This window comes from Blautia stercoris (assembly GCF_054657695.1).
This window is the reverse complement of record NZ_BAAHYF010000002.1, coordinates 1-18,610: the sequence shown is the minus strand read 5'-3', so window position 1 is coordinate 18,610 and position 18,610 is coordinate 1. Positions and strand designations below refer to the sequence as shown.

17 protein-coding genes and 1 pseudogene are annotated in these 18,610 nt (G+C 40.4%); 7 read left to right on the top strand and 11 right to left on the bottom strand.

Annotation, left to right across the window (positions count from 1 at the left end):
• Positions 1 to 69: 69 nt before the first annotated feature.
• Positions 70 to 834, bottom strand: a complete 765-nt coding sequence (locus tag ACYQ2D_RS09870; protein ID WP_459786163.1) for a TRAP transporter large permease subunit — start codon at positions 832 to 834, stop codon at positions 70 to 72.
• 197 nt (positions 835 to 1,031) lie between these two features.
• Here ACYQ2D_RS09870 and ACYQ2D_RS09865 point away from each other — a divergent pair, with 197 nt between their 5' ends.
• Positions 1,032 to 1,700, top strand: coding sequence for a 3'-5' exonuclease (locus tag ACYQ2D_RS09865; RefSeq protein WP_459785347.1), 669 nt, complete (start codon positions 1,032 to 1,034; stop codon positions 1,698 to 1,700).
• A 121-nt stretch (positions 1,701 to 1,821) separates the two neighbouring features.
• Here ACYQ2D_RS09865 and ACYQ2D_RS09860 read toward each other — a convergent pair whose 3' ends face one another.
• The 5 genes from ACYQ2D_RS09860 to ACYQ2D_RS09840 all read right to left on the bottom strand — a co-directional run bounded on the left by ACYQ2D_RS09860 (position 1,822) and on the right by ACYQ2D_RS09840 (position 7,182).
• Entirely contained in the window at positions 1,822 to 4,266 is a 2,445-nt protein-coding gene (locus ACYQ2D_RS09860) for an ABC transporter permease (protein ID WP_459785345.1), read from the bottom strand.
• A complete protein-coding gene (locus ACYQ2D_RS09855) occupies positions 4,263 to 4,937 on the bottom strand; it encodes an ABC transporter ATP-binding protein (protein WP_459785344.1) in 675 nt (224 codons plus the stop codon). Before ACYQ2D_RS09855 ends, ACYQ2D_RS09860 begins: the two co-directional genes overlap by 4 nt.
• Before the next feature lie 112 nt (positions 4,938 to 5,049).
• Positions 5,050 to 6,315: a sensor histidine kinase gene (locus tag ACYQ2D_RS09850; protein ID WP_117457871.1), complete on the bottom strand. Its 1,266-nt coding sequence runs from the start codon at positions 6,313 to 6,315 to the stop codon at positions 5,050 to 5,052.
• Entirely contained in the window at positions 6,291 to 6,980 is a 690-nt protein-coding gene (locus ACYQ2D_RS09845) for a response regulator transcription factor (protein ID WP_459785343.1), read from the bottom strand. The genes ACYQ2D_RS09850 and ACYQ2D_RS09845 overlap by 25 nt, the downstream gene beginning before the upstream one ends.
• A gap of 79 nt (positions 6,981 to 7,059) precedes the next feature.
• Positions 7,060 to 7,182 carry a hypothetical protein gene (locus ACYQ2D_RS09840; RefSeq protein WP_459785342.1) on the bottom strand — a complete coding sequence of 41 codons (123 nt, stop codon included), beginning with the start codon at positions 7,180 to 7,182 and terminating at the stop codon, positions 7,060 to 7,062.
• Positions 7,183 to 7,318: 136 nt separating this feature from the next.
• Between ACYQ2D_RS09840 and tnpA the strand changes: the two genes are divergently transcribed.
• The 3 genes from tnpA (at position 7,319) to ACYQ2D_RS09825 (ending at position 10,061) form a co-directional block, all read left to right on the top strand.
• On the top strand, positions 7,319 to 7,768 hold the full coding sequence (gene tnpA, locus ACYQ2D_RS09835; protein ID WP_118701188.1) for an IS200/IS605 family transposase: 450 nt from the start codon (positions 7,319 to 7,321) through the stop codon (positions 7,766 to 7,768).
• Positions 7,769 to 7,936: 168 nt separating this feature from the next.
• The gene (locus ACYQ2D_RS09830; RefSeq protein ID WP_459785340.1) at positions 7,937 to 9,697 is read left to right on the top strand and encodes a diguanylate cyclase domain-containing protein; all 1,761 of its coding nucleotides are present in this window, start codon (positions 7,937 to 7,939) and stop codon (positions 9,695 to 9,697) included.
• Between the two features lie 196 nt (positions 9,698 to 9,893).
• Positions 9,894 to 10,061, top strand: coding sequence for an AraC family ligand binding domain-containing protein (locus tag ACYQ2D_RS09825; RefSeq protein ID WP_459785339.1), 168 nt, complete (start codon positions 9,894 to 9,896; stop codon positions 10,059 to 10,061).
• Here ACYQ2D_RS09825 and ACYQ2D_RS09820 read toward each other — a convergent pair.
• The 4 genes and pseudogenes from ACYQ2D_RS09820 to ACYQ2D_RS09805 all read right to left on the bottom strand — a co-directional run.
• A pseudogene (locus ACYQ2D_RS09820) lies at positions 10,038 to 10,688 on the bottom strand (ATP-binding protein); the annotation flags it as partial. The gene ACYQ2D_RS09825 and the pseudogene ACYQ2D_RS09820 sit on opposite strands and share 24 nt — an antisense overlap.
• A gap of 408 nt (positions 10,689 to 11,096) precedes the next feature.
• Entirely contained in the window at positions 11,097 to 13,709 is a 2,613-nt protein-coding gene (locus ACYQ2D_RS09815; protein ID WP_459785338.1) for a carboxylesterase family protein, read from the bottom strand.
• A gap of 133 nt (positions 13,710 to 13,842) precedes the next feature.
• Positions 13,843 to 15,240: a family 43 glycosylhydrolase gene (locus tag ACYQ2D_RS09810; protein WP_187559291.1), complete on the bottom strand. Its 1,398-nt coding sequence runs from the start codon at positions 15,238 to 15,240 to the stop codon at positions 13,843 to 13,845.
• 68 nt (positions 15,241 to 15,308) lie between these two features.
• Positions 15,309 to 16,865 carry a GH39 family glycosyl hydrolase gene (locus tag ACYQ2D_RS09805; protein WP_459785337.1) on the bottom strand — a complete coding sequence of 519 codons (1,557 nt, stop codon included), beginning with the start codon at positions 16,863 to 16,865 and terminating at the stop codon, positions 15,309 to 15,311.
• Between the two features lie 192 nt (positions 16,866 to 17,057).
• Here ACYQ2D_RS09805 and ACYQ2D_RS09800 point away from each other — a divergent pair, with 192 nt between their 5' ends.
• Positions 17,058 to 17,921: a helix-turn-helix transcriptional regulator gene (locus ACYQ2D_RS09800; protein ID WP_117457050.1), complete on the top strand. Its 864-nt coding sequence runs from the start codon at positions 17,058 to 17,060 to the stop codon at positions 17,919 to 17,921.
• A gap of 56 nt (positions 17,922 to 17,977) precedes the next feature.
• Here ACYQ2D_RS09800 and ACYQ2D_RS09795 read toward each other — a convergent pair whose 3' ends face one another.
• Entirely contained in the window at positions 17,978 to 18,139 is a 162-nt protein-coding gene (locus tag ACYQ2D_RS09795; RefSeq protein ID WP_117457051.1) for a TipAS antibiotic-recognition domain-containing protein, read from the bottom strand.
• Here ACYQ2D_RS09795 and ACYQ2D_RS09790 point away from each other — a divergent pair.
• The gene (locus ACYQ2D_RS09790) at positions 18,133 to 18,363 is read left to right on the top strand and encodes a flagellin (RefSeq protein ID WP_334297844.1); all 231 of its coding nucleotides are present in this window, start codon (positions 18,133 to 18,135) and stop codon (positions 18,361 to 18,363) included. The genes ACYQ2D_RS09795 and ACYQ2D_RS09790 overlap by 7 nt on opposite strands.
• 34 nt (positions 18,364 to 18,397) lie before the next feature.
• On the top strand, positions 18,398 to 18,610 hold a 213-nt coding region (locus ACYQ2D_RS09785; RefSeq protein ID WP_459785335.1), incomplete at its 3' end, for a family 43 glycosylhydrolase.

Sequence of the window (18,610 nt, the reverse complement as noted above, 5' to 3'; positions counted from 1 at the left end):
AAGAAGTATAAAAAAGAAAAAAAGAAATCCTCGGTTGCTGCTGACAGCCGAGGATTTTCTCTTATATAATTAGCCTAAGAAGAAGTTCATTGGAACAGTAACAATAGCAGGGAAAAGTACCATCAATAATAAAATGATGACTTCGGCTAATAAGAAAGGCCAAATGGATTTTACCATGCGTTCCATGTTAATTTTACCTGCACCACATGCAACATTTAATACAGTTCCGACAGGAGGTGTTAACAATCCCATTACAGTCATTAAAATAAATACAACTCCAAAGTATGCAACATCAATTCCGGCAGCTTTTACGGCCTGCAGTAAAACAGGTGTTAAAATCATAATCGTAGGAGTTACATCCATAGAAGTTCCGACTAATAAAACGATTATACAGATAATAAACATTAACAGTGTCGGATGATTGATAAATGGTGCAAGAATACCGGTTACAATAGCCGGAACATTTGCAACAGTCATCATCCAGGATGAAACCATAGCTGCTGCGGCTAAGAACATAATAACAGAAGAAGATTTTGCGGCGGAAACGAGGCAGTCCATTAACATGTTAATTTTTAATTCTTTGTATACAAATAATCCGATTACAAGTGCATATACTGCTGCGATTACACCAGCTTCGGTTGGAGTGAATTTTCCACTTCTTAATCCGACAAGAATAAATACAGGAAGGATTAATGCCCACAAGCCATCAATTAAGGCTTTCACCACTTCTTTGGCAGACTGTCTTTCAGCTTTTGCGAGGTTATCTTTTTTGGCAATGAAGAACCATAATACACATTGGAGAAAAAAAAGAACTGATGAAGCTGTATCCGGAATTTTTTGTGAATAATGAGTAAATAAAAATGGCGTATTAATCCCATAATTTGTGGGAGTTAATACGCTGTTTTTTCGTATATTTTTTGTTTGATTAACATTGAGTAAACTCAGATATCATGGTATTATATATAATATTAAACGTGTCGGTGAACCTGTGAGCAAGGGAAGGAAGCCCTTTATGATTGGAGGATGATGCCATGAAATATGTAATTGTTGACCTTGAAATGAATCCTGTTTCAAATGAATATCCAAACGAACGAAAAGTAAGCAGACTTGAAACAATTCAGATTGGTGCAGTGCTTTTGGATGAGAAGTATCAGGAAATTGGAAGTTTTGTAACGCTGGTAAAGCCAGAGTACAATACTCGTATTCAGAAACGTTATGAAAAGCTGACAGGGATTAAGACAAGCATGGTAGAATCTGCTCCGCATTTTAAAGAAGCACTGGGTATGTTCTTTAACTGGTGCAGCAGTATTCAGGATGAAGTGCAGATTATTCAGTGGAGTGAGAATGATTACCTTCAATTTACAAGAGAATTGCAGATGAAAGGAATTTCAGTATCAGAACAGAATCAAAAGTACATGGAACATGTCTGGTTGGATTTTCAGGCGGAATATGAGAAAGTGCTTGGACTGGAAAGAAATATCTCTTTAAAAGATGCGATTATGTATGCCGGAGAAGATTTTCATGGTCATCAGCATGATGCACTGGTTGACGCGAGAAATACGGCCTGTCTGTTTGGGATTGTAAGAGATGAAGAGAAATGTGAGAAAGCGTTGAAACATGTCATCGAGGTGTTAAAACCAAAAACGGAAGTTTCCCTTGGAGATATGTTTGACTTCTCAGGTTTGTCGTTGTCGGCATAAGAATTAAAAAAGCTGCAAAGCGCAAAGATTAAGAAATGATATGCGCTCTTTGCAGCTTTTTTTGACGTATACTCGCAAACCAAGCCGCCACTCATTGCCCGAGTGACAGCTTGGTTACTTGCTATCCCTGATACCTTATTCTTTCAACCAGCGTTTCCTTTTTCAGATTACTGCTTAAAACGCAGGAAAGTACAATCTGCAACAGACCGACCAAAAAAATCATAATAAAAATTGGTACGATTGGAACATGGTAGATATTCATTCCAAATATTCCCATATGTTTTGCATAGGAAAAAAGTGCATATCCGAGCGGCAGACCGATGATCAAAGCTACGCATATGGTGCCAACCGTAAAAATCAGTCCCTGTAACTGCAGGCATAAATTTAATTGTTTATTCGTCATACCCACAGCCTGTAATACACCATATTCCTGCTTTTTTGTCGTAATATTCATGATCATGGTGTTTGCCATATTCATAAAACCGATGAGTCCTACAACTGCCATAAACAGATAACAGCCAAGCTTCATCATGCGGGCTGCTAATTCTGCAGATTGTAACTGTGCATGATAGGTATCCATTTTTATATGCGAAGTACTAGAAATCAAAGTATTCAGACTCTGTTCCACAGATGCCACATCTTTTTTATCACAGTCCACCCACAGATAGCCATAGGCTGTTCCTCTCGGATTCATGGAACGGTATACACCTTCCGGAATAACAAGATAAGTCTCCGCACTTACAAAGGATCCTGCAATCTTTCCCTGATAGGTATAGGTTCCACTTCCATTCTCAAAGTCAAATGCAATTGATTCACCCGGAGCATATCCATCTTGTTCCATCCACGTCGACCAACCAAAGAAAATATCACCATTCTTTACCGCCTGATCATAGTCCATAGAGCCAATATCTCCGTCTTGGCGCATAAAATCAAAATCCTTTTTACTCACAATAGCACCCGGAAATCTTGTTCCATTCAGATTTACAGAAACAATCTCTCTCGTCATGACATCTGTCACTCCCGGAATGCTTTTGATTTCTTCAATCAGCGAATCATTCAATGGATTATCCGTCAGAATCGTATCCAGATTATTCTCCGGATATCTTTCATCATATTCAGCAGAATAGTCAAGCTGCAGTTCAAATTGTCCATGATTAACGGAAAGACGTGCTTCATGCTCCGTGTCAATATTTCCCACATAATTAGAGATAATCACAAACAATGTGCAGGAAAGCCCCATTGTGAGGATGGTACTAATGGTTCTTTTTTGATTACCCGTTACATTTGCCATTGCCATAGAAAACACGGTGACATTTTTTCTGCCATTTCGTTTTCCTTTTTTGTGTGTTTCAGCATTTTCTAAATACCGTGTTGCTTCGATAGGCGAAATCCGTGAAACAATTTTCATTGGTTTACGCAGCGCCAAAACAACGGTAAGAAATGATACGAAAATACATAGAAGCATAACAGGCAGGGAAAACAGTGGCACCTGCTGATTTTGGACTCCCATAGAGCCAGTTTCGGTTGATACAAGGTTTCCCTGTTCTACCAGCCAGTTAAAACCGCATTTTGCAATCAGAAAACCAAGAAGCAATCCAACTGGTATTGAAGAAATTGTCAAAAACATGCCCTCTCTGAAGATCAGTTGTTTCATCTGCTTTTTTGTCGCTCCCAGAGCCTTGATTTTTCCATACTCCTGTATCTTGTTGGCAATACCGACCTGAAAAATATTATAAATGACCACAACAGAGAAAAGTACAATTGCAAGAATCAAAACCCCGCATACCGCAATCGTTTCATAACTCGGCTGCAAGACCCATTGCAAATAGAGATCATTGACTATAACGTTTTTTTCTTCGATCCCACAAGCTGCTGCAATCTGCTTTATAACCGAATCAATATTATTCATAGATACATTTGCAGAATCATTTAAAGTAAAATAAATATTATACTGTCTGTCATTCTCTGCGACGTGTTCATCATAAAACTCCTGTGACCCGAAAGCAACATAAGATGCCTCGATGGTATACTCATCCCGATCATATAGGATTCCGCTGACAACAAATTCTTCCGGCTTATATTCTGACTGCATCCCTGCGCGGTAATCCAGTGTAACCGTATCTCCGATCTTTACATCACCATACCCCATTGCACGAAAAAATGCTCTTCCTGCGGCAATTTCCTGCATTTTTTCCGGATACTTTCCTTCCTTCAACTCATATTCTTTATTATAAGGAAGCATTTTTCTTGCAGTCTCATCCATGCAGACAAACCCGCCTTTTTCATTGCCTTTTATGATACCTTCGGTGCACATAGTGCCTGTAGCATCTATTTCCGCACGGAGGTTTACTTCTTTTAATTGCGATCCGTCTGCGGAAACAAACAGACCATAATTGCTTCCATATGATCCTGCCGCCTGACTTTTCTGTAAATGAATTACTCCATTTCCCACAGTACTGATGATAACAAGCAGCATCGTGGTCAGACAGATTGCCATCATGATCAGTATACTTCTTGTCCTGGTCCTTTTGTCATTGCTATATGCAATCCTGCTTATTGTCTTCATCTGAAATCCACCACCTGTCCGTCCTCAATCACCAGAATACGGTCAGCGACCTGTGCAATTTCGTCATCATGGGTAATCATTACAATTGTCTGTCCATATTTTTTTGCTGTCATCTTAAGCAGAGCGATTACCTCATCACTGGTCTTAGAATCAAGATTTCCTGTCGGCTCATCTGCAAATATAATTTCCGGACGATTCACCAGTGCTCTTGCAATTGCTATTCTCTGCTGCTGTCCTCCGGATAACTGATTTGGCAGATTATAAATCCGGTTTTCAATTCCCAGAGTTGCAATAATATCATTTACATACGCTTCATCCACTTTTCTTCCATCCAGCCCCAGTGGCAGTACAATATTTTCCCAGACATTAACAGATGAAACCAGATTAAATGCCTGAAAAACAAATCCGATTTTTCTTCTGCGGAAAACAGCAAGGGCATCTTCCTTCATCCTGTATAAATCTTTCCCTGCTAAAGTAACACTGCCTTTTGTCGGGGTGTCTAGCCCTCCAAGCATATGAAGTAATGTACTTTTACCGGAACCTGATTTTCCAACAATTGCGACAAATTCTCCCTGCTCAATCTGAATGTCCACCTGATTGACCGCTTTGACCTGATTCTCACCTGCGCCATAAAACTTACAAAGCTGCTTGGTTTCTAATATTACACTCATGTGTTGCCTCCTTTTCATCCTACATCCAAATTGTATCAGGACAATCTTTCATTTCACTTTCAAAAACGAGCAGAAGTCTTACAGAATTGTAAGATTTCTGCTCATTTAAAATTTAACTAACATATGGTAATTGAATCACAAACGTGCTTCCTTTTTTCTTTTTGCCGGAGGTTACCGTAATCGTACCTGCGTGTTTTTCGATAATTTCTCTCGATAGAAAAAGTCCGATTCCTGTACCACTCTTTTCCATGACCTCCTTGGAACTTCCTCTGTAAAATCGTTGAAAAATTTTGTGATACTCATTTTGCGGAATACCAATTCCCTGATCTTCAATTTCCATTCTTACAAGATCGTTTCTTTTTTGTAACCGGATAAATATTTTTGAACCACACGGACTGTACTTGACCGCATTATCCAGAACGTTGATCACAGCTTCACCAAGCCACCTTTTATCCTGCATAATCGTGCATGTTTCCAGCTCTTTTTCATAGTCAAAAACGAATTCAATTTCTTTCTCATCCGCTTTAGGATAAGTGCGGTTCACAGCAGATATGACAGTATCCATAAGCGGAAGTTTTTTCTTATTCATCTGAATCAGTCCAGTTTCCATCTTGGATATTTCAAGAAGCGACTGCAATAATGTCTCCAGTCCATCCAGAGCACTCCGACAACGGATACGAAACTCCTCCTGTTCTGTGGCACTTAAGTCATTCTGCATCAGCACACTAAAACATATATCCAAAGCTGCAACCGGTGTCTTTAACTGGTGTGAGATGTCAGAAACCATTTCTTTCGTGCTTTCTTTTTCTGTCCGTGCTTCTTCCTTTAGCAACTGAATATGATGTCCGATTGCTTCAAGCTGGTCATTCAATTTTTCCAGTTCTGCATGATTTTCCGTTTTCAGTAAATCATCAAATTTATTTTCACGGAATCTGATCAGAATTTCTTCCAACTGGTCTAAAATTTTCTGATGACACGCATCTTCTTTTTTCTTCCAATAAAGTAAAAAAGTTAAAAAAAACACGCATATCACAGTGCTTACAGCACCGGTCACCATAACCTGATGCCGGAATTGTGAATAAAATGCATTCCCTTTATTCCCCCAGTATCCATATTGCTCCAATAATTGCTTTCCCTGTTCGTTGGTTTCAATATCCTTATCCTTAAGCAATTCCGAAACAGCATCCAGCCCGGAAAATTCTTCCTTTGCAGCAATCTCTGTCATAAGATTCATTTTATATTTATAATCTTCATAAAACACATACGTGGTAAAGCAATTTAATATTGCAAACAATACTATGACAGGCAATACCAGGGAGAGTACTACTGTGATCTTCTTGCGATATCTCTTTGTCACTGCCTTACCTCCTGATTCCATATATACCCAAGACCTCTGATATTCTTTATATAGACCGGTGTAGCCGGATTGTCTTCAATTTTCTCACGAAGTCTTCTGATATTGACAGCGATTGTATTTTCATCCACAAAATCCCCTTCCAGATCAAACACATTTTCCAATATTTGTGTTTTTGAAAGAATCTGTTTCGGATTCTGAAGAAAAAAAGTCAGCATTTTCAACTCCGTTTTTGTCAGACTGATTTCACGACTCTTTATCAGGACTTTCATTTCTCCTGCGATAAATACGATATCTCCCGAAATCATCTTTCCGGTTTCCGTTTTCTCCTGTCTGCGACGGAAATGTGCTTCTATTTTCAAAAGAAGTACCGAAAGACTAAATGGCTTTGTAATATAATCATCTGCCCCTGCTTCATATCCCATAACCTGATCCATCTCCTGATCTAGTGCTGTAAGACAAATAATATATGTATTATAATTGCATCTCATCCACCTTACAAATTCCAGTCCATTCCCATCCGGAAGATTCACATCACAAATGGTAACATCCACATTATTATCACTTGCAATTCTTTTTGCTTTTTTCACTGATTCTGCTGAAAAAACCTCATATCCGGATTTTTTCAGTGAGAACGTAATTCCACGATTTAAATTTTCATCATCTTCAACCACGAGTATACTTGGCATAGCATATGCACCTCTCTTTATTAGATATATATTTAATATCAGAGTAGATATTGTTTTTATAACATCACCTCAACGTACTTCATGGCTTGATTTTGATATGATTGAATCGTTCCATCGTCTGAATCAAAGACTCTACGTTCTGAATTTCATCCTCATCCAGATAATACCGCTTATCTGCATTTATCGTTCTGGTTAACTGCATGAAAACACTCCTTTTCTCAAAATAATTCGTCGGTTAAAAACATAACAATAATTGAAATAGTCCTTGATTTATAGTATAATTATAACACAAATCAAACCATTTTACAATGTCGGTTAATTTTTAGAAAGGAGAATTTATGGAAAACAAAACTTATACCAGAAATGCTCACTCGGTCTGCTGTCTGACCTATTACGCTGTTTTCGTCATTAAATATCGAAGAAAAGTAATCACACCAGAAATCCTTGCTTTTATGCGTAGTCACACAGATTACTTAATTTCACAGCGTTATCATGGAAAACTTTTGGAATTTAATGGTGAAGAAGACCACATCCATATCCTATTTGAACTTCCGCCATCCGCTGCACCTTCTGTTATTATCTGTAATTTAAAGACTCAGCTTTCAAAGGAAGTCCGAAAACGCTTCTGGGAACAAATTCACAATCAATTATGGAAAGATTCTTTTTGGAGTGACAGTTACTTCTTATCGACAACTGGCGGTGCAAATTTGGAAGTATTAGAACAATACATTCAACAACAAGGAATCGAAAAACAAAAACGGAAATACGTTCATCACAAGAAAAAATGAGCATTCATCCCCAACCGACTCGTCGGATGGGGTTTTCTGCTCTATAATAGATAAATGTATAAAGATTTTGCACAGTTCGTTTTTTTCAAAAAACTTATTCTGTTTTTCAACTTCTGTGATATAATGCTTTATTATAATAATTCCCATTGACAAAATGAGGTGAACCAAGTGAAAAAGAAAACACTTGTGCCTCTTATCATTTTTTTACTGGGCATATGCCTTGTTAGTTTGATTGTATACAAAACAGACACCCACGAAAAAGAGCAGAGACACATAACAGCACAATTAAACGTAGCCACCTATGGCGAACAAATAAAGAATGAAATTACAAATGGAATTGAGATCACAGATACCTTGAAGCAAATCTTAATAAGTGAAGATGGCGAAATCCATCAGTTTGAAACAATTGCAGGAAATCTTATGTCTGATTCTATTGAAAGTGTACAGCTCGCTCCTAATGGTGTTGTTACAGATATTTATCCGGCTAATGAAAATGAGGCAGGTAAGATTGATTTGATTCATGATAAAGACCGCGGAAAAATTTCCTGTTACGCCAGAGACAACCATACAATCATTACGCAGGGTCCCTTCAAATTAAAACAGGGAGGATATGGAATTGCAGTCCGCAATCCCATATACCTGAAAGATAAAAACGGACATGAGTATTTCTGGGGATTTACTATTGTTATCCTGCGTGTTCCGGATATTTTTTCAGATTCAATCAGTGCACTTTCAAATTTTGGATACGAATACAAAATTTCAAAAACAGACGCTCCATGGAGTGATACTTATAAAGTGGTTTATCAATCAGATGGGCAAACAAATCATCCTGTTTCTTATACATTTACAATAGGAGATGAAAACTGGAAATTTGAAGTAAGTCCTAAAAGTGGATGGAGAAATGCCACTCTACTGATAATCATCATCGGAATGTTTCTTACAATAAGCCTTCTCCTGTCAGTTCTTACCAGAATATGGTTAGTAGAAAATGAACATAAGAAAAAGTTTCAGATACTGGCGCGCACAGATTCTCTTACAAATATTTATAACCGCTATGGATTTGATGAATTTGCAGAAAAAATGATTCAAAAAAATCCAAAAGCACATTTTGTGGCTGCGCTCCTTGATATCGATGATTTCAAGTTTATTAATGATATCTATGGACATAATTACGGAGACAGGGCACTAAAGAATCTTGCAGACAGCATGAAGACTTTTTTCCCATCCGATGCATTACTTGGAAGAAATGGTGGTGACGAATTCTGCATTCTTTTACCAAATTGTACCTTTGCAGAAGCAGCTATACAGCTGCAGAAATTCACCAAACTTCCTAAATCATTCTCATACCATGGTAAGGAACATGCATTTTATATTTCTCTAGGATATGCAGAATATCCAACATTTGCATCCAATCGTTCACAGCTCATGCGCTGCGCAGATGCCGCTCTTTATGAAATAAAACTTCATGGAAAAAATGGATGTATGGTCTACAGAGAAGGAATTCGGACAGGTGCCCGCAAACAACTTGGATTCGCATTCAAGGATATCTCTGAACATCTTCCAGGTGCATTCATCATATACAGAGCTGACAAAGAAGATGATGAACTATTTTTTGCAAATGATGAATTTCTTCATATGTCCGGATATAAAGATATAGATGAACTGTTCAGACTTACTGAGAAAAGTTTTCGCAACTTGATTCGTGAAGATGAACAGCAACAGATAGAATCAAGTATCTGGGAACAGATTGACAACGGCAATGAAAATGACTATATTCACTTTCATCTTCGAAAAGCTGACGGAACTTATTTTTCTGTTCTTGATCATGGAAGAATTGTAGAGAACCCGCAATACGGGAAAGTATTTTATGTATTGTTCATGGATTGGGAAGATATGCATATTCGTTACAATGATAAATTCGCAAGATAATAAAATATTGCAAAAAAAGAGAGCGTATGATCTATTTTCATATTAATACTTGGTTTGAAAACTGATGGAAGAATAACACGATACTGCGATAGAATAAGGAAAACGGTTAAACTAACTATTGCTGAGTGAGCAACAGCAAAAGTAAGCATGACTGGAAAGTGCTTGTGATCTTAGGGATTAAGAGAGGATACAGATTATGGAAGATTCTTACGTATTACAACTGTTGAAACCAAAGTTTAAAGATTTTCATTTGTGTTTCTGCGGATTTGCAGAATGCAAGCCATTACATAGCTACGGGCCAGCCGCAAGGTCCAATTATATTTTGCATTATGTAATGAAGGGCAAAGGTATTGGCAATCTTTGAAGGGTTGGTCGGTGCGCCGATTGCAGATGCAAGCACATCAACCAGAATCCCAATCTCATCCACGTTCTGAATCTTATTTCTTTCGATAACATCCTTCAGATAGACATTTGCAAAGATGTTCTTCAGATAGTCCGCTTTCTGTCGTTCGCTCTGAAAACTTACGATCTGTGGCAATCCTCCGTAGATCATGTAGTCATCCCAGGCATCATCATAATCGCCGTCATAAGCAGAAAAAAACTCTGCAAAGGAGAGGGGATAGATTCTGATTTCATCACCTCTGCCACGGAACTCGGTTACAATATCGCTGGATAAGAACTTAGAGTTGCTTCCGGTGACATACACATCAATATTGCTCATGCGGAGCAGGCTGTTCAGCACTTCCTCAAATCGTGGCATAAACTGCACTTCATCTAGAAGTAGATAATATTTATCATCGTCTTTCATGGCATCTTTGATGTACTTGAAACACACCTTAGGATCTCTTAGTTCCTCATTTTCAATACCATCCAATGCAATCTCAATAATATGATCAGTATCAACATCATTCTCCAGTAAGTATCTCTTAAAGATAGTAAACAGCAAAAAGGATTTGCCACATCTACGAATGCCGGTAATCACCTTTATCATTCCATTATCTTTTCGCTCAATCAGCCTGCTATATCGTTATTATAGTTAAGCTGAAACACGGAGGAGATTTCAAAGGGGCACTATCTTTTTGGAGAAGTATAAGTGATGCTTTTGTCCAAGGAGGTTTCTTATGAAAAAATGTTTTCTTTAGTCCTTTGCACTATCCTTACTCCTTTCTTTGTCTACTACTGGCTATGCAGCAGTAAATGATGATTGCAACAATATCACTATTGACGTTTTGAAGAACATTTTTATTATGACGGAGATTGTAGAACAGAAAATTGTATCAGGTTGCAAAAATCTTTCCTGAGATCAAGTAAAGAAAAAGAGCATATAGATGAACCGCCCCCCAGAAGTTAGACCCAAAAATCTAACTATTGGAGGTCGGTTCAATTGTAGGCTCTTTTTTTACATTCCAAGAGTTTTGATCACTACCTGTGCCAGAATTCTGGCAAGATAATCATTGGGGTGATTTAACCAGTTTCCGGTTATATCAATGTATCGTTTTCTCTTTCCGATTTCTTTTTGAACTGCCTGTATATCTGCTATAGCAACTCCCATACCTTCTAAGCCCTTCAGACTTTCACTGTATTCATCCTGATGTGCCCAGAAATGGTGTGGCTCCGTAGCAGCCAGTTCATTGGGAAGCGTAGACGCAATCAATAAAAATTCCGTTTTCGGACTAACCTTCCGGATTGCCTCTATGAGTCTGCCTGTTTTATTTCTGTATTCTTCCATACCGCAACGGTCATTCATTCCAAAACCAAGAATAACCAGATCCGGATGGAAGTTGGCTGCACGCTGTGATGAATTTTCGATTGCCCATTCGGAATCCATTCCTCCTACCGATGTGTTGTGGAAGCATACTGGACTCTGCCATTTTTCCTCCATCTGATGGAACAGCAGTTCTGCCCAGGTAGGCTGTCCCGGCTTCTGTCCATACATACCGCTGCAGTCACAGCCACAGCACACGCTGTCCCCATACAAAACGATCTTAACGGGTTCTCCTACTTCCAGCTTTGCAGAGAGCTTCGGCAGTTTGTCCAGTTGACTTTCCGGAGCGGAAAGTAACTCCTTCTTCGTTGCCTTATAGGTAACGGCGATCTGTTTCTCTGTAACAAGCTTCGGATTGCCTATGGCACATAGGTTTAAGAATTTTCCGTTGGTAGCCACTAGCGGACCGAAATCTTTTGCAAATTCGCTTGTTTCTCCTGCCTTCTTTGCCGTATCAAAGTCCGGATAAAGGAAGGTATCCCATCCGGTTACTGGTATGTGACTCCCTTCAGGAATTACCAGCTCATCTCCCTCTACAAGGTAATCGATCCCCTTTTCATATACTGTTTCCCGGTCATAGCTTTCTACGGACAAAACTTCTTTTGGAGTCCACAGGAAAGAAGCCCTGCATCCATTCTCATCAGCAACTGCTGCAAAGGTTTCCCGGAAGCAATACTCACCTTCCCATATCGGCTCCAGCCATTCTTTATGGAAAATCTTTCCTATCGAAAGGGTTTTCTTGATCTGTTCTTGTAAAAATTCCTTAAAGGGTGTCACCCATCCGCAGTTCACTACCGGTCTATCTGACATGAAGATCATCTCACAGGGCTTTTCTTTTTCATATGGATACCAGTAGGGCATTGGTTTTCCGTCCGCATCATTGCCGTTTGGATCACCTGTTTTTATGAAATTCACCCAGTAATTGCACATCATTCTGGAAAGATCGTAATGCTGCCCAACAAAGGGTCTCCAGCATTTCGCCAGTGTTTCAAAGAAAAACCATAAATCTACAGAATGGAAGGTTCCGGCATTATCCCATCCTGGAATATCTGGATCAAACCTGTAATAATAGTAGGGCTTTTTTTCACCTGCACTTTTTTTATCTGAAAAAAGACACTTGATCGTACATTCAATTCCGTTTACCTTCGCATACTTTCCATCAGAATCCTCCCGCATTGCCTCGGGAAAGCGCAAAAAGGTCTCAGCATTCTTTCCGAAAATCTCTTCTGCTTTCTTTTTCAAATCTTCTTTTGAGGAAGCTTCTATATAACTGGGAAATTCATCTGAAGTATTTCCAGACATAACGGGAACATTTACATGCTTGCCTTCCATGAAAAGAACCATTGGGTCACCTACACAGAACTTGTGATCCAATACGGTAAACATAGCCGGAAATATTTTGGTATATTCCTCATACTTGTCACGAATCGTAGCCGCATCCAGCTTACGAGCCTGCTCAATAGTTGAGCAACCCAGGAAAGAAAGAAAATGCTGTCCATTTTCCTCAGCATGCCACAATTCCTCCGGCACTCCGATTCCTCCAACCTGATAAGGAGAGCGAATCATTGCACTCATCACTACTGCACGATGAAATAAGCCTTCATTATCCATACATGCCATCTGGCTCATAACACTTCCGCCTCCGGCTGACTGTCCTGCAATGGTCACATTACCCGGATCTCCACCAAAGAAAGCAATATTTCTCTGTACCCATTGAAGTGCTGCCTGCTGATCCAGACTTCCAAAATTAGTCGGTGCGTCAGGCTGCTCCTCTGTCAGCTGAGGATGTGCCAAAAATCCAAAAACATTAACCCGGTAGTTTACCGTTACAACAACCACACCGCGACGTGCAATTCTCTCTCCGTCAAATTCCATTTCGGCAGGATATCCACACTGGAGTCCTCCTCCGAAAAACCATACCAAAACCGGCTGTTTTTCTGTTACTTCTTTAGCACCTGTCCATACGTTCAAATACAGACAGTCCTCATCCATGGCAATTTCCGGATCCACATGCCACTCACGGATATACACGTTATCACCGATTCCCGGGACGCTCTGCATGGAAATCGGAGCAAAGCGATAGCATTCACGAACTCCATCCCAGTCTTCACAGGGCTGGGGTGCTCTCCATCTGTTTTCTCTTACCGGAGGAGCCGCAAAAGGGATTCCCTTAAATGCAGTTATCCTAGGGTCTGCGGCTTCAATACCTTTCACCCATCCATTTTCTGTCCGTACTGTTCTCAGCATAATTCCTACCTCCGCTAATTTTACTATTAGCCATGAGCAAAACTCCACATACTCAGTATTTATGCATGTTTGCGAGGCATGGCAACCTCTCTCAATGACTTATAAGTTACTACAGCACATGCAATAACATAGATTATGATAACTCAAATGATCTTAATGCAGCATTTCCGTTACCGCGATAGGTCAGGTAAAGCGCCTGTATTCCATCCGGAATCGTAACCGGTGCGGTATACTTTTCCCAGACATTGGTATATTGAACCTCTAATGTCGCCAGTACCTCTCCATCCCATGCTGTCTTTACTTCAAAAGTGCCATCTGCATAGCCCCGGATCCAAATACTGATTTCACGAATATCATGGCAGTCAAAATATTTGAAGCCGATAGTAGTTGAATCTGTAATATTGGCAATATATCCAACTTCTTCGTCTCCATCCCTGCCGTCCTGCATTACTCGTGGAAAATTCCCTTCGCCCACATAAACTGATGGGGTATCGGTAAACAGATTACATGCAAGATAAGCGGGGTATTCGCCTTTACCCTCAAGCGGACCTCCATTTAAACCGCAGGAGGTAATTTTTACCTGTGGAATACTGCCGTCCGGCATAATCTGAAGCTTTTCAGCACATCCCTGTCTACTGTACCAGGTATTATTGGTATGCCTGTGATAAAAAATGTACCAGTCCTCTCCGATCTGCACAATACTTCCGTGATTATTGGCACCGTAAGCTGTTGGCATATCTGCCGGCTTGTAGGTATCGATGTGCAGATCACAATTGCTGACAATAACTCCGCCATAGACAAAGTCCCTAGTAGGATTCTTGCTGGTGGCATAACATAATTCGTGCATTAATATGGATGAATAGACAAAATAATAGGTGTCACCTACTTTACGGATGGAAGATGCCTCAAAAAACTCATGTCCCTCAAATCCGGTACCGGCACCATATTCACAGCCGGGGACCACAAACACCGGAGCTTCCCTGATCGTCAACATATCTGCTCCCAACACCGTAGCCATAGCTCCGGTACGGGATTTATCACCTTTTCCGCAAGCTCCGGTATAAATATATGTCATATCTCCTTCCGTCAGAACCCCCGGGTCAAACTGGGGCTCATCACCTTCCTTTTCGCCCAGACGTGTGCCATCTTCATAATGAACATAGCCATAAAATTCATACTTTCCTGCCGGAGTATCACATACAGCAACTGAAACTACCGAAACCTTGTCCAACACGTAATAAAGATAGTACCTTCCGTCTGGTCCCACCGTAACATCCGGGGCATACAGACACATTTTGCCTTCCGGGTTCAGCGGATCGGCTGTCTTCGGATAAATCACACCCTCATATCTCCAGTTGCCCAGGTCATCGACCGGAGCTGACCAGCACACATAGTCTCCCATGCAGAAAACATATCCGTTAAAGTAATCATGGGATCCGTAAACATATACGCGATCGCCAAAAACATAAGGTTCTCCGTCCGGAATATACTCCCAGGACGGTAAATATGGGTTAAACGCTTGTTTTTTCACTTTGATATTCTCCTTTGCAAGCCTAATTCATGTACATTGTTTCATAAAGCAAATTACTGGGTGCTAGTTTAAGCCTTCAAGCTGACCACACGATCATAGTCATATCCTCGATCCGGATTCACCTTTCCGGCATTCAGTTCGAAATAAACCACACCGTTTTCGTTTACAGGAAGCTCTACGCAGATATTTCCGTCCTCCTGCTTTTTACGCTCTGTTTTTACAAAAGGTCTGGATGATTCCCGAATCAGTTTCGTCTGTTCCTCACTCAGATTGGCAGGTTCTCCCATATCATGCCATACCTTCAAGGGATTACATGTTTCCTCATCTACCGTCTTAGTCAGGAAGCAGTACTCCTCCTGTTCAGCCGGAAATGTAAACTCCAACAGCATTTTTTCTTTACCATGTTCTGTACTTTTACGGGCAATATTCCAGGCTACACCTAGATAATCACCGTTTGCACGTTTCAAAACGACAATATTGTCATCCTTATATACACAATTGGCTTCACTTTCCTCAAGCTTTTTGTAAAAAGCAAATGTCCAGAAGGTCGGCTTGGTAATACAGCCATTGGCAACCAGTCCAAAGCCGCCGTGGAATGGTGTAAAAGGAACTCCCAGCTCTTCAAACACATCACCAAATGTCCAGTAGGAATAGGATTCATTCACATCTCCCAATCTGGAAAGCTGCTGTGCTATAAAGGCCGCATTCAGGTTTGTGTCATGAATGACGCCCTGAGGAGTATAGGAGCTGTTGAACTCCGTGATATGAATCTGCAGACCCTTATATTCCGGGAAACTGTCAATAATATCTCTGGTTGTTTTTAAATTGGCAAAGCCGTCCTCTGCATTCATCAGTTCAGAATATGCATAATGTCCAATATATTCCGGCGGATCAACGGTGTAATGATGTCTGGTTACGAAATCCACAGGTATGTGATTCTCATGGCAATATTCCATAAATGCCTGAATCCATTTCTCATCCGTTCCTCCACAAACAGCAGGGCCTCCTACACGGAATCCCGGATTCACTTCCTTTATGGCATCAAAGGTTCTATGGAACAGCTTAAAATATTCCTGCATATCCGCATTTTCCCAGAAGCCGCAAAGATTGGGCTCGTTCCATACTTCAATGGGCCATTGAATAACTTCCTCTTCTCCATAGCGTCCCATCAGATGCCGCAGCAATGAACGCACCATATTACACCATATATCATAATCTTTTGGAGGAGTGGTATTTCCCTGCCAGTAAAAGATAGTCTGGCTTCCATTTGCCAACTTTTTAGGCATAAAACCCAGTTCAAGAAAAGGTCTCAGCCCCACCTTCTTATAGGCATCCATTACTCTATCCAGATAAGTATAGTTGTACTCGACCCTTACCTTACCATCCTCCTCATAGGTCTGAAAGATTGCCATATCATCACAGAATAATCCATGTCCCCGGATATGCTTAAATCCGATTTCCTTTTGAACCAAGCGCAGCTCCTCCTGATATTCTTCTGTCAATGCAAGCCCCATTCTTCCGGTTCCCACACAATAATCTACATTATTGTGAAAAAAGGCCTTTGAATCCTTTGTAATCACGATCTTTTTTCTGTCATGCTCTGTTGCCCCACCAAAATTTACCATGCATGTATCTCCTTCTTCTAAATCATGTTCCTATGCAGTCACGCATCAGATGTCTGACCGCTGCACGATCCGCAGCTCTCTGATGACGATTGCCATATTAATATGATACTATCGCATTGATTTAAAGTTTTCAATGATTTATACTATAAGAAAATTGATATATCCTCTGATGTATCAGAACGGAGATTCCAGATGACTGAAATTGAATTTGTCGGCTACAGTGCCGTTCACCCCTCAGATTTTATATATGATGTTCCGAATGGCTTTACAGGCTATCTTCTGCTTCTTTTCGACTCTCCCTCGGAGCTGCTCATAGACGGAAGACTAATGCGGACAGCCGCCAATTCTGCTATTCTGTATACACCAGGAAGCAGGATTTATTACCGTGCTGCCGGTGAAGAATACCGGAATGACTGGATTCGTTTTCGTTCCGATCACTCCTTCGTGAAGCTGTTTCCGTTAACAAACACCCCATTTCCCGTAACAGATCCGGAATACTGTCATCAGCTTTTTAAATTACTAACCTGGGAGTCCGCCTTTTTCTCCTCTGAAAGCGAATCAAACATTACTCACCTGCTTCGGGTTCTGTTCTCCAAATTAAGAGAAGGAATCCAGAATGAGTCCCCGGGTATTCACGAGCATGAGCTGGTTGCATTGCATAAGATGATCTACAATAATCCTCAGCTTCCATGGAATATAAACATGATGGCTGCGAAGCTTCACTTAAGTCCCAGTCATCTTCAGACTCTCTATCACCGCAAATTTGGCTCCTCCTGCATGGACAATGTCATCGAAGGACGTCTGCGCCGTGCAAAGGATTTATTAGAGTACAGCGAATACTCCATCCGCGACATTTCCGAGCAATGTGGTTATAATAATGTAGAGCATTTCTGCAGACAGTTCCGTCAGCATAACGGCTGTACCCCTGGACAATACCGGAAAAATGCATCAGCGGGAAGCAACAAAAGACTTCTCACCCACAATACCCTGGGAGGAAGGGAGTTTGAGAAGATTAATCGAAATCATCCGGTTGCAGAATCTTTTCCGGTTCTGTGACGTCTTGATACCGGACATATCGGGATGAATCAACAGTATATTCTTTCTTATTAATTTTAAAGTTCGGGAAGGCCCATTCCATAAGCCTTCTCCAAAGTGACTTTTTCTCCTCCAACATCATCAATATTTTCTGTAAGTTCTTCTCCACCGGCATACATTCTTCCAAGACCGCATAAAATTTTATCAGAACATGTATAAAAATGACCTGTAAGTGACATTGATTCAGAACCGTCTTGAGTACACTGTCAAAGTTGATAACAACACATCTGAGAACCTGCAGTCCGCTGAATCCCGTATCCGTGATACTGATATGGCAGATGAGATGACAAGATTCTCGAAAGAGAGCAGCAGGCAGCTACTTCCATGCTTGCTCAGGCAGAGGATGAATAAAATCTTCTTTTTCTTCTTTTTCCCATTGCAAATCCCACATTTTCCTGTATGATAGAGATATATTAACAATAAGGAGGCATACAGTTATGTTGCAGATTAAAAATCCGGTTTTGCCGGGATTTAATGCAGATCCATCCATTATCCGTGTGGATGATACATATTACATTGCGAACTCTACGTTTGAGTGGTTTCCGGGAGTTCGTCTGCATGAGTCAAAAGATTTAGTACATTGGAATCTTCTTCCATCCGCATTGTCCACGACGACATTGCTTGATATGAAAGGAAATCCGTCATCGGGA

Bases quoted from the DNA above. Each gene is read 5' to 3' on its own strand.
- ACYQ2D_RS09825 (WP_459785339.1), top strand. From the start codon at position 9,894: ATGGAAGATTCTTACGTATTACAACTGTTGAAACCAAAGTTTAAAGAT.
- ACYQ2D_RS09865 (WP_459785347.1), top strand. From the start codon at position 1,032: ATGAAATATGTAATTGTTGACCTTGAAATGAATCCTGTTTCAAATGAA.
- ACYQ2D_RS09840 (WP_459785342.1), bottom strand. From the start codon at position 7,182: ATGCAGTTAACCAGAACGATAAATGCAGATAAGCGGTATTATCTGGAT.
- ACYQ2D_RS09815 (WP_459785338.1), bottom strand. From the start codon at position 13,709: ATGCTGAGAACAGTACGGACAGAAAATGGATGGGTGAAAGGTATTGAA.
- ACYQ2D_RS09805 (WP_459785337.1), bottom strand. From the start codon at position 16,865: ATGGTAAATTTTGGTGGGGCAACAGAGCATGACAGAAAAAAGATCGTG.
- ACYQ2D_RS09795 (WP_117457051.1), bottom strand. From the start codon at position 18,139: ATGTCACTTACAGGTCATTTTTATACATGTTCTGATAAAATTTTATGC.
- ACYQ2D_RS09855 (WP_459785344.1), bottom strand. From the start codon at position 4,937: ATGAGTGTAATATTAGAAACCAAGCAGCTTTGTAAGTTTTATGGCGCA.
- ACYQ2D_RS09800 (WP_117457050.1), top strand. From the start codon at position 17,058: ATGACTGAAATTGAATTTGTCGGCTACAGTGCCGTTCACCCCTCAGAT.
- ACYQ2D_RS09845 (WP_459785343.1), bottom strand. From the start codon at position 6,980: ATGCCAAGTATACTCGTGGTTGAAGATGATGAAAATTTAAATCGTGGA.
- ACYQ2D_RS09850 (WP_117457871.1), bottom strand. From the start codon at position 6,315: ATGGAATCAGGAGGTAAGGCAGTGACAAAGAGATATCGCAAGAAGATC.
- ACYQ2D_RS09860 (WP_459785345.1), bottom strand. From the start codon at position 4,266: ATGAAGACAATAAGCAGGATTGCATATAGCAATGACAAAAGGACCAGG.
- tnpA (WP_118701188.1), top strand. From the start codon at position 7,319: ATGGAAAACAAAACTTATACCAGAAATGCTCACTCGGTCTGCTGTCTG.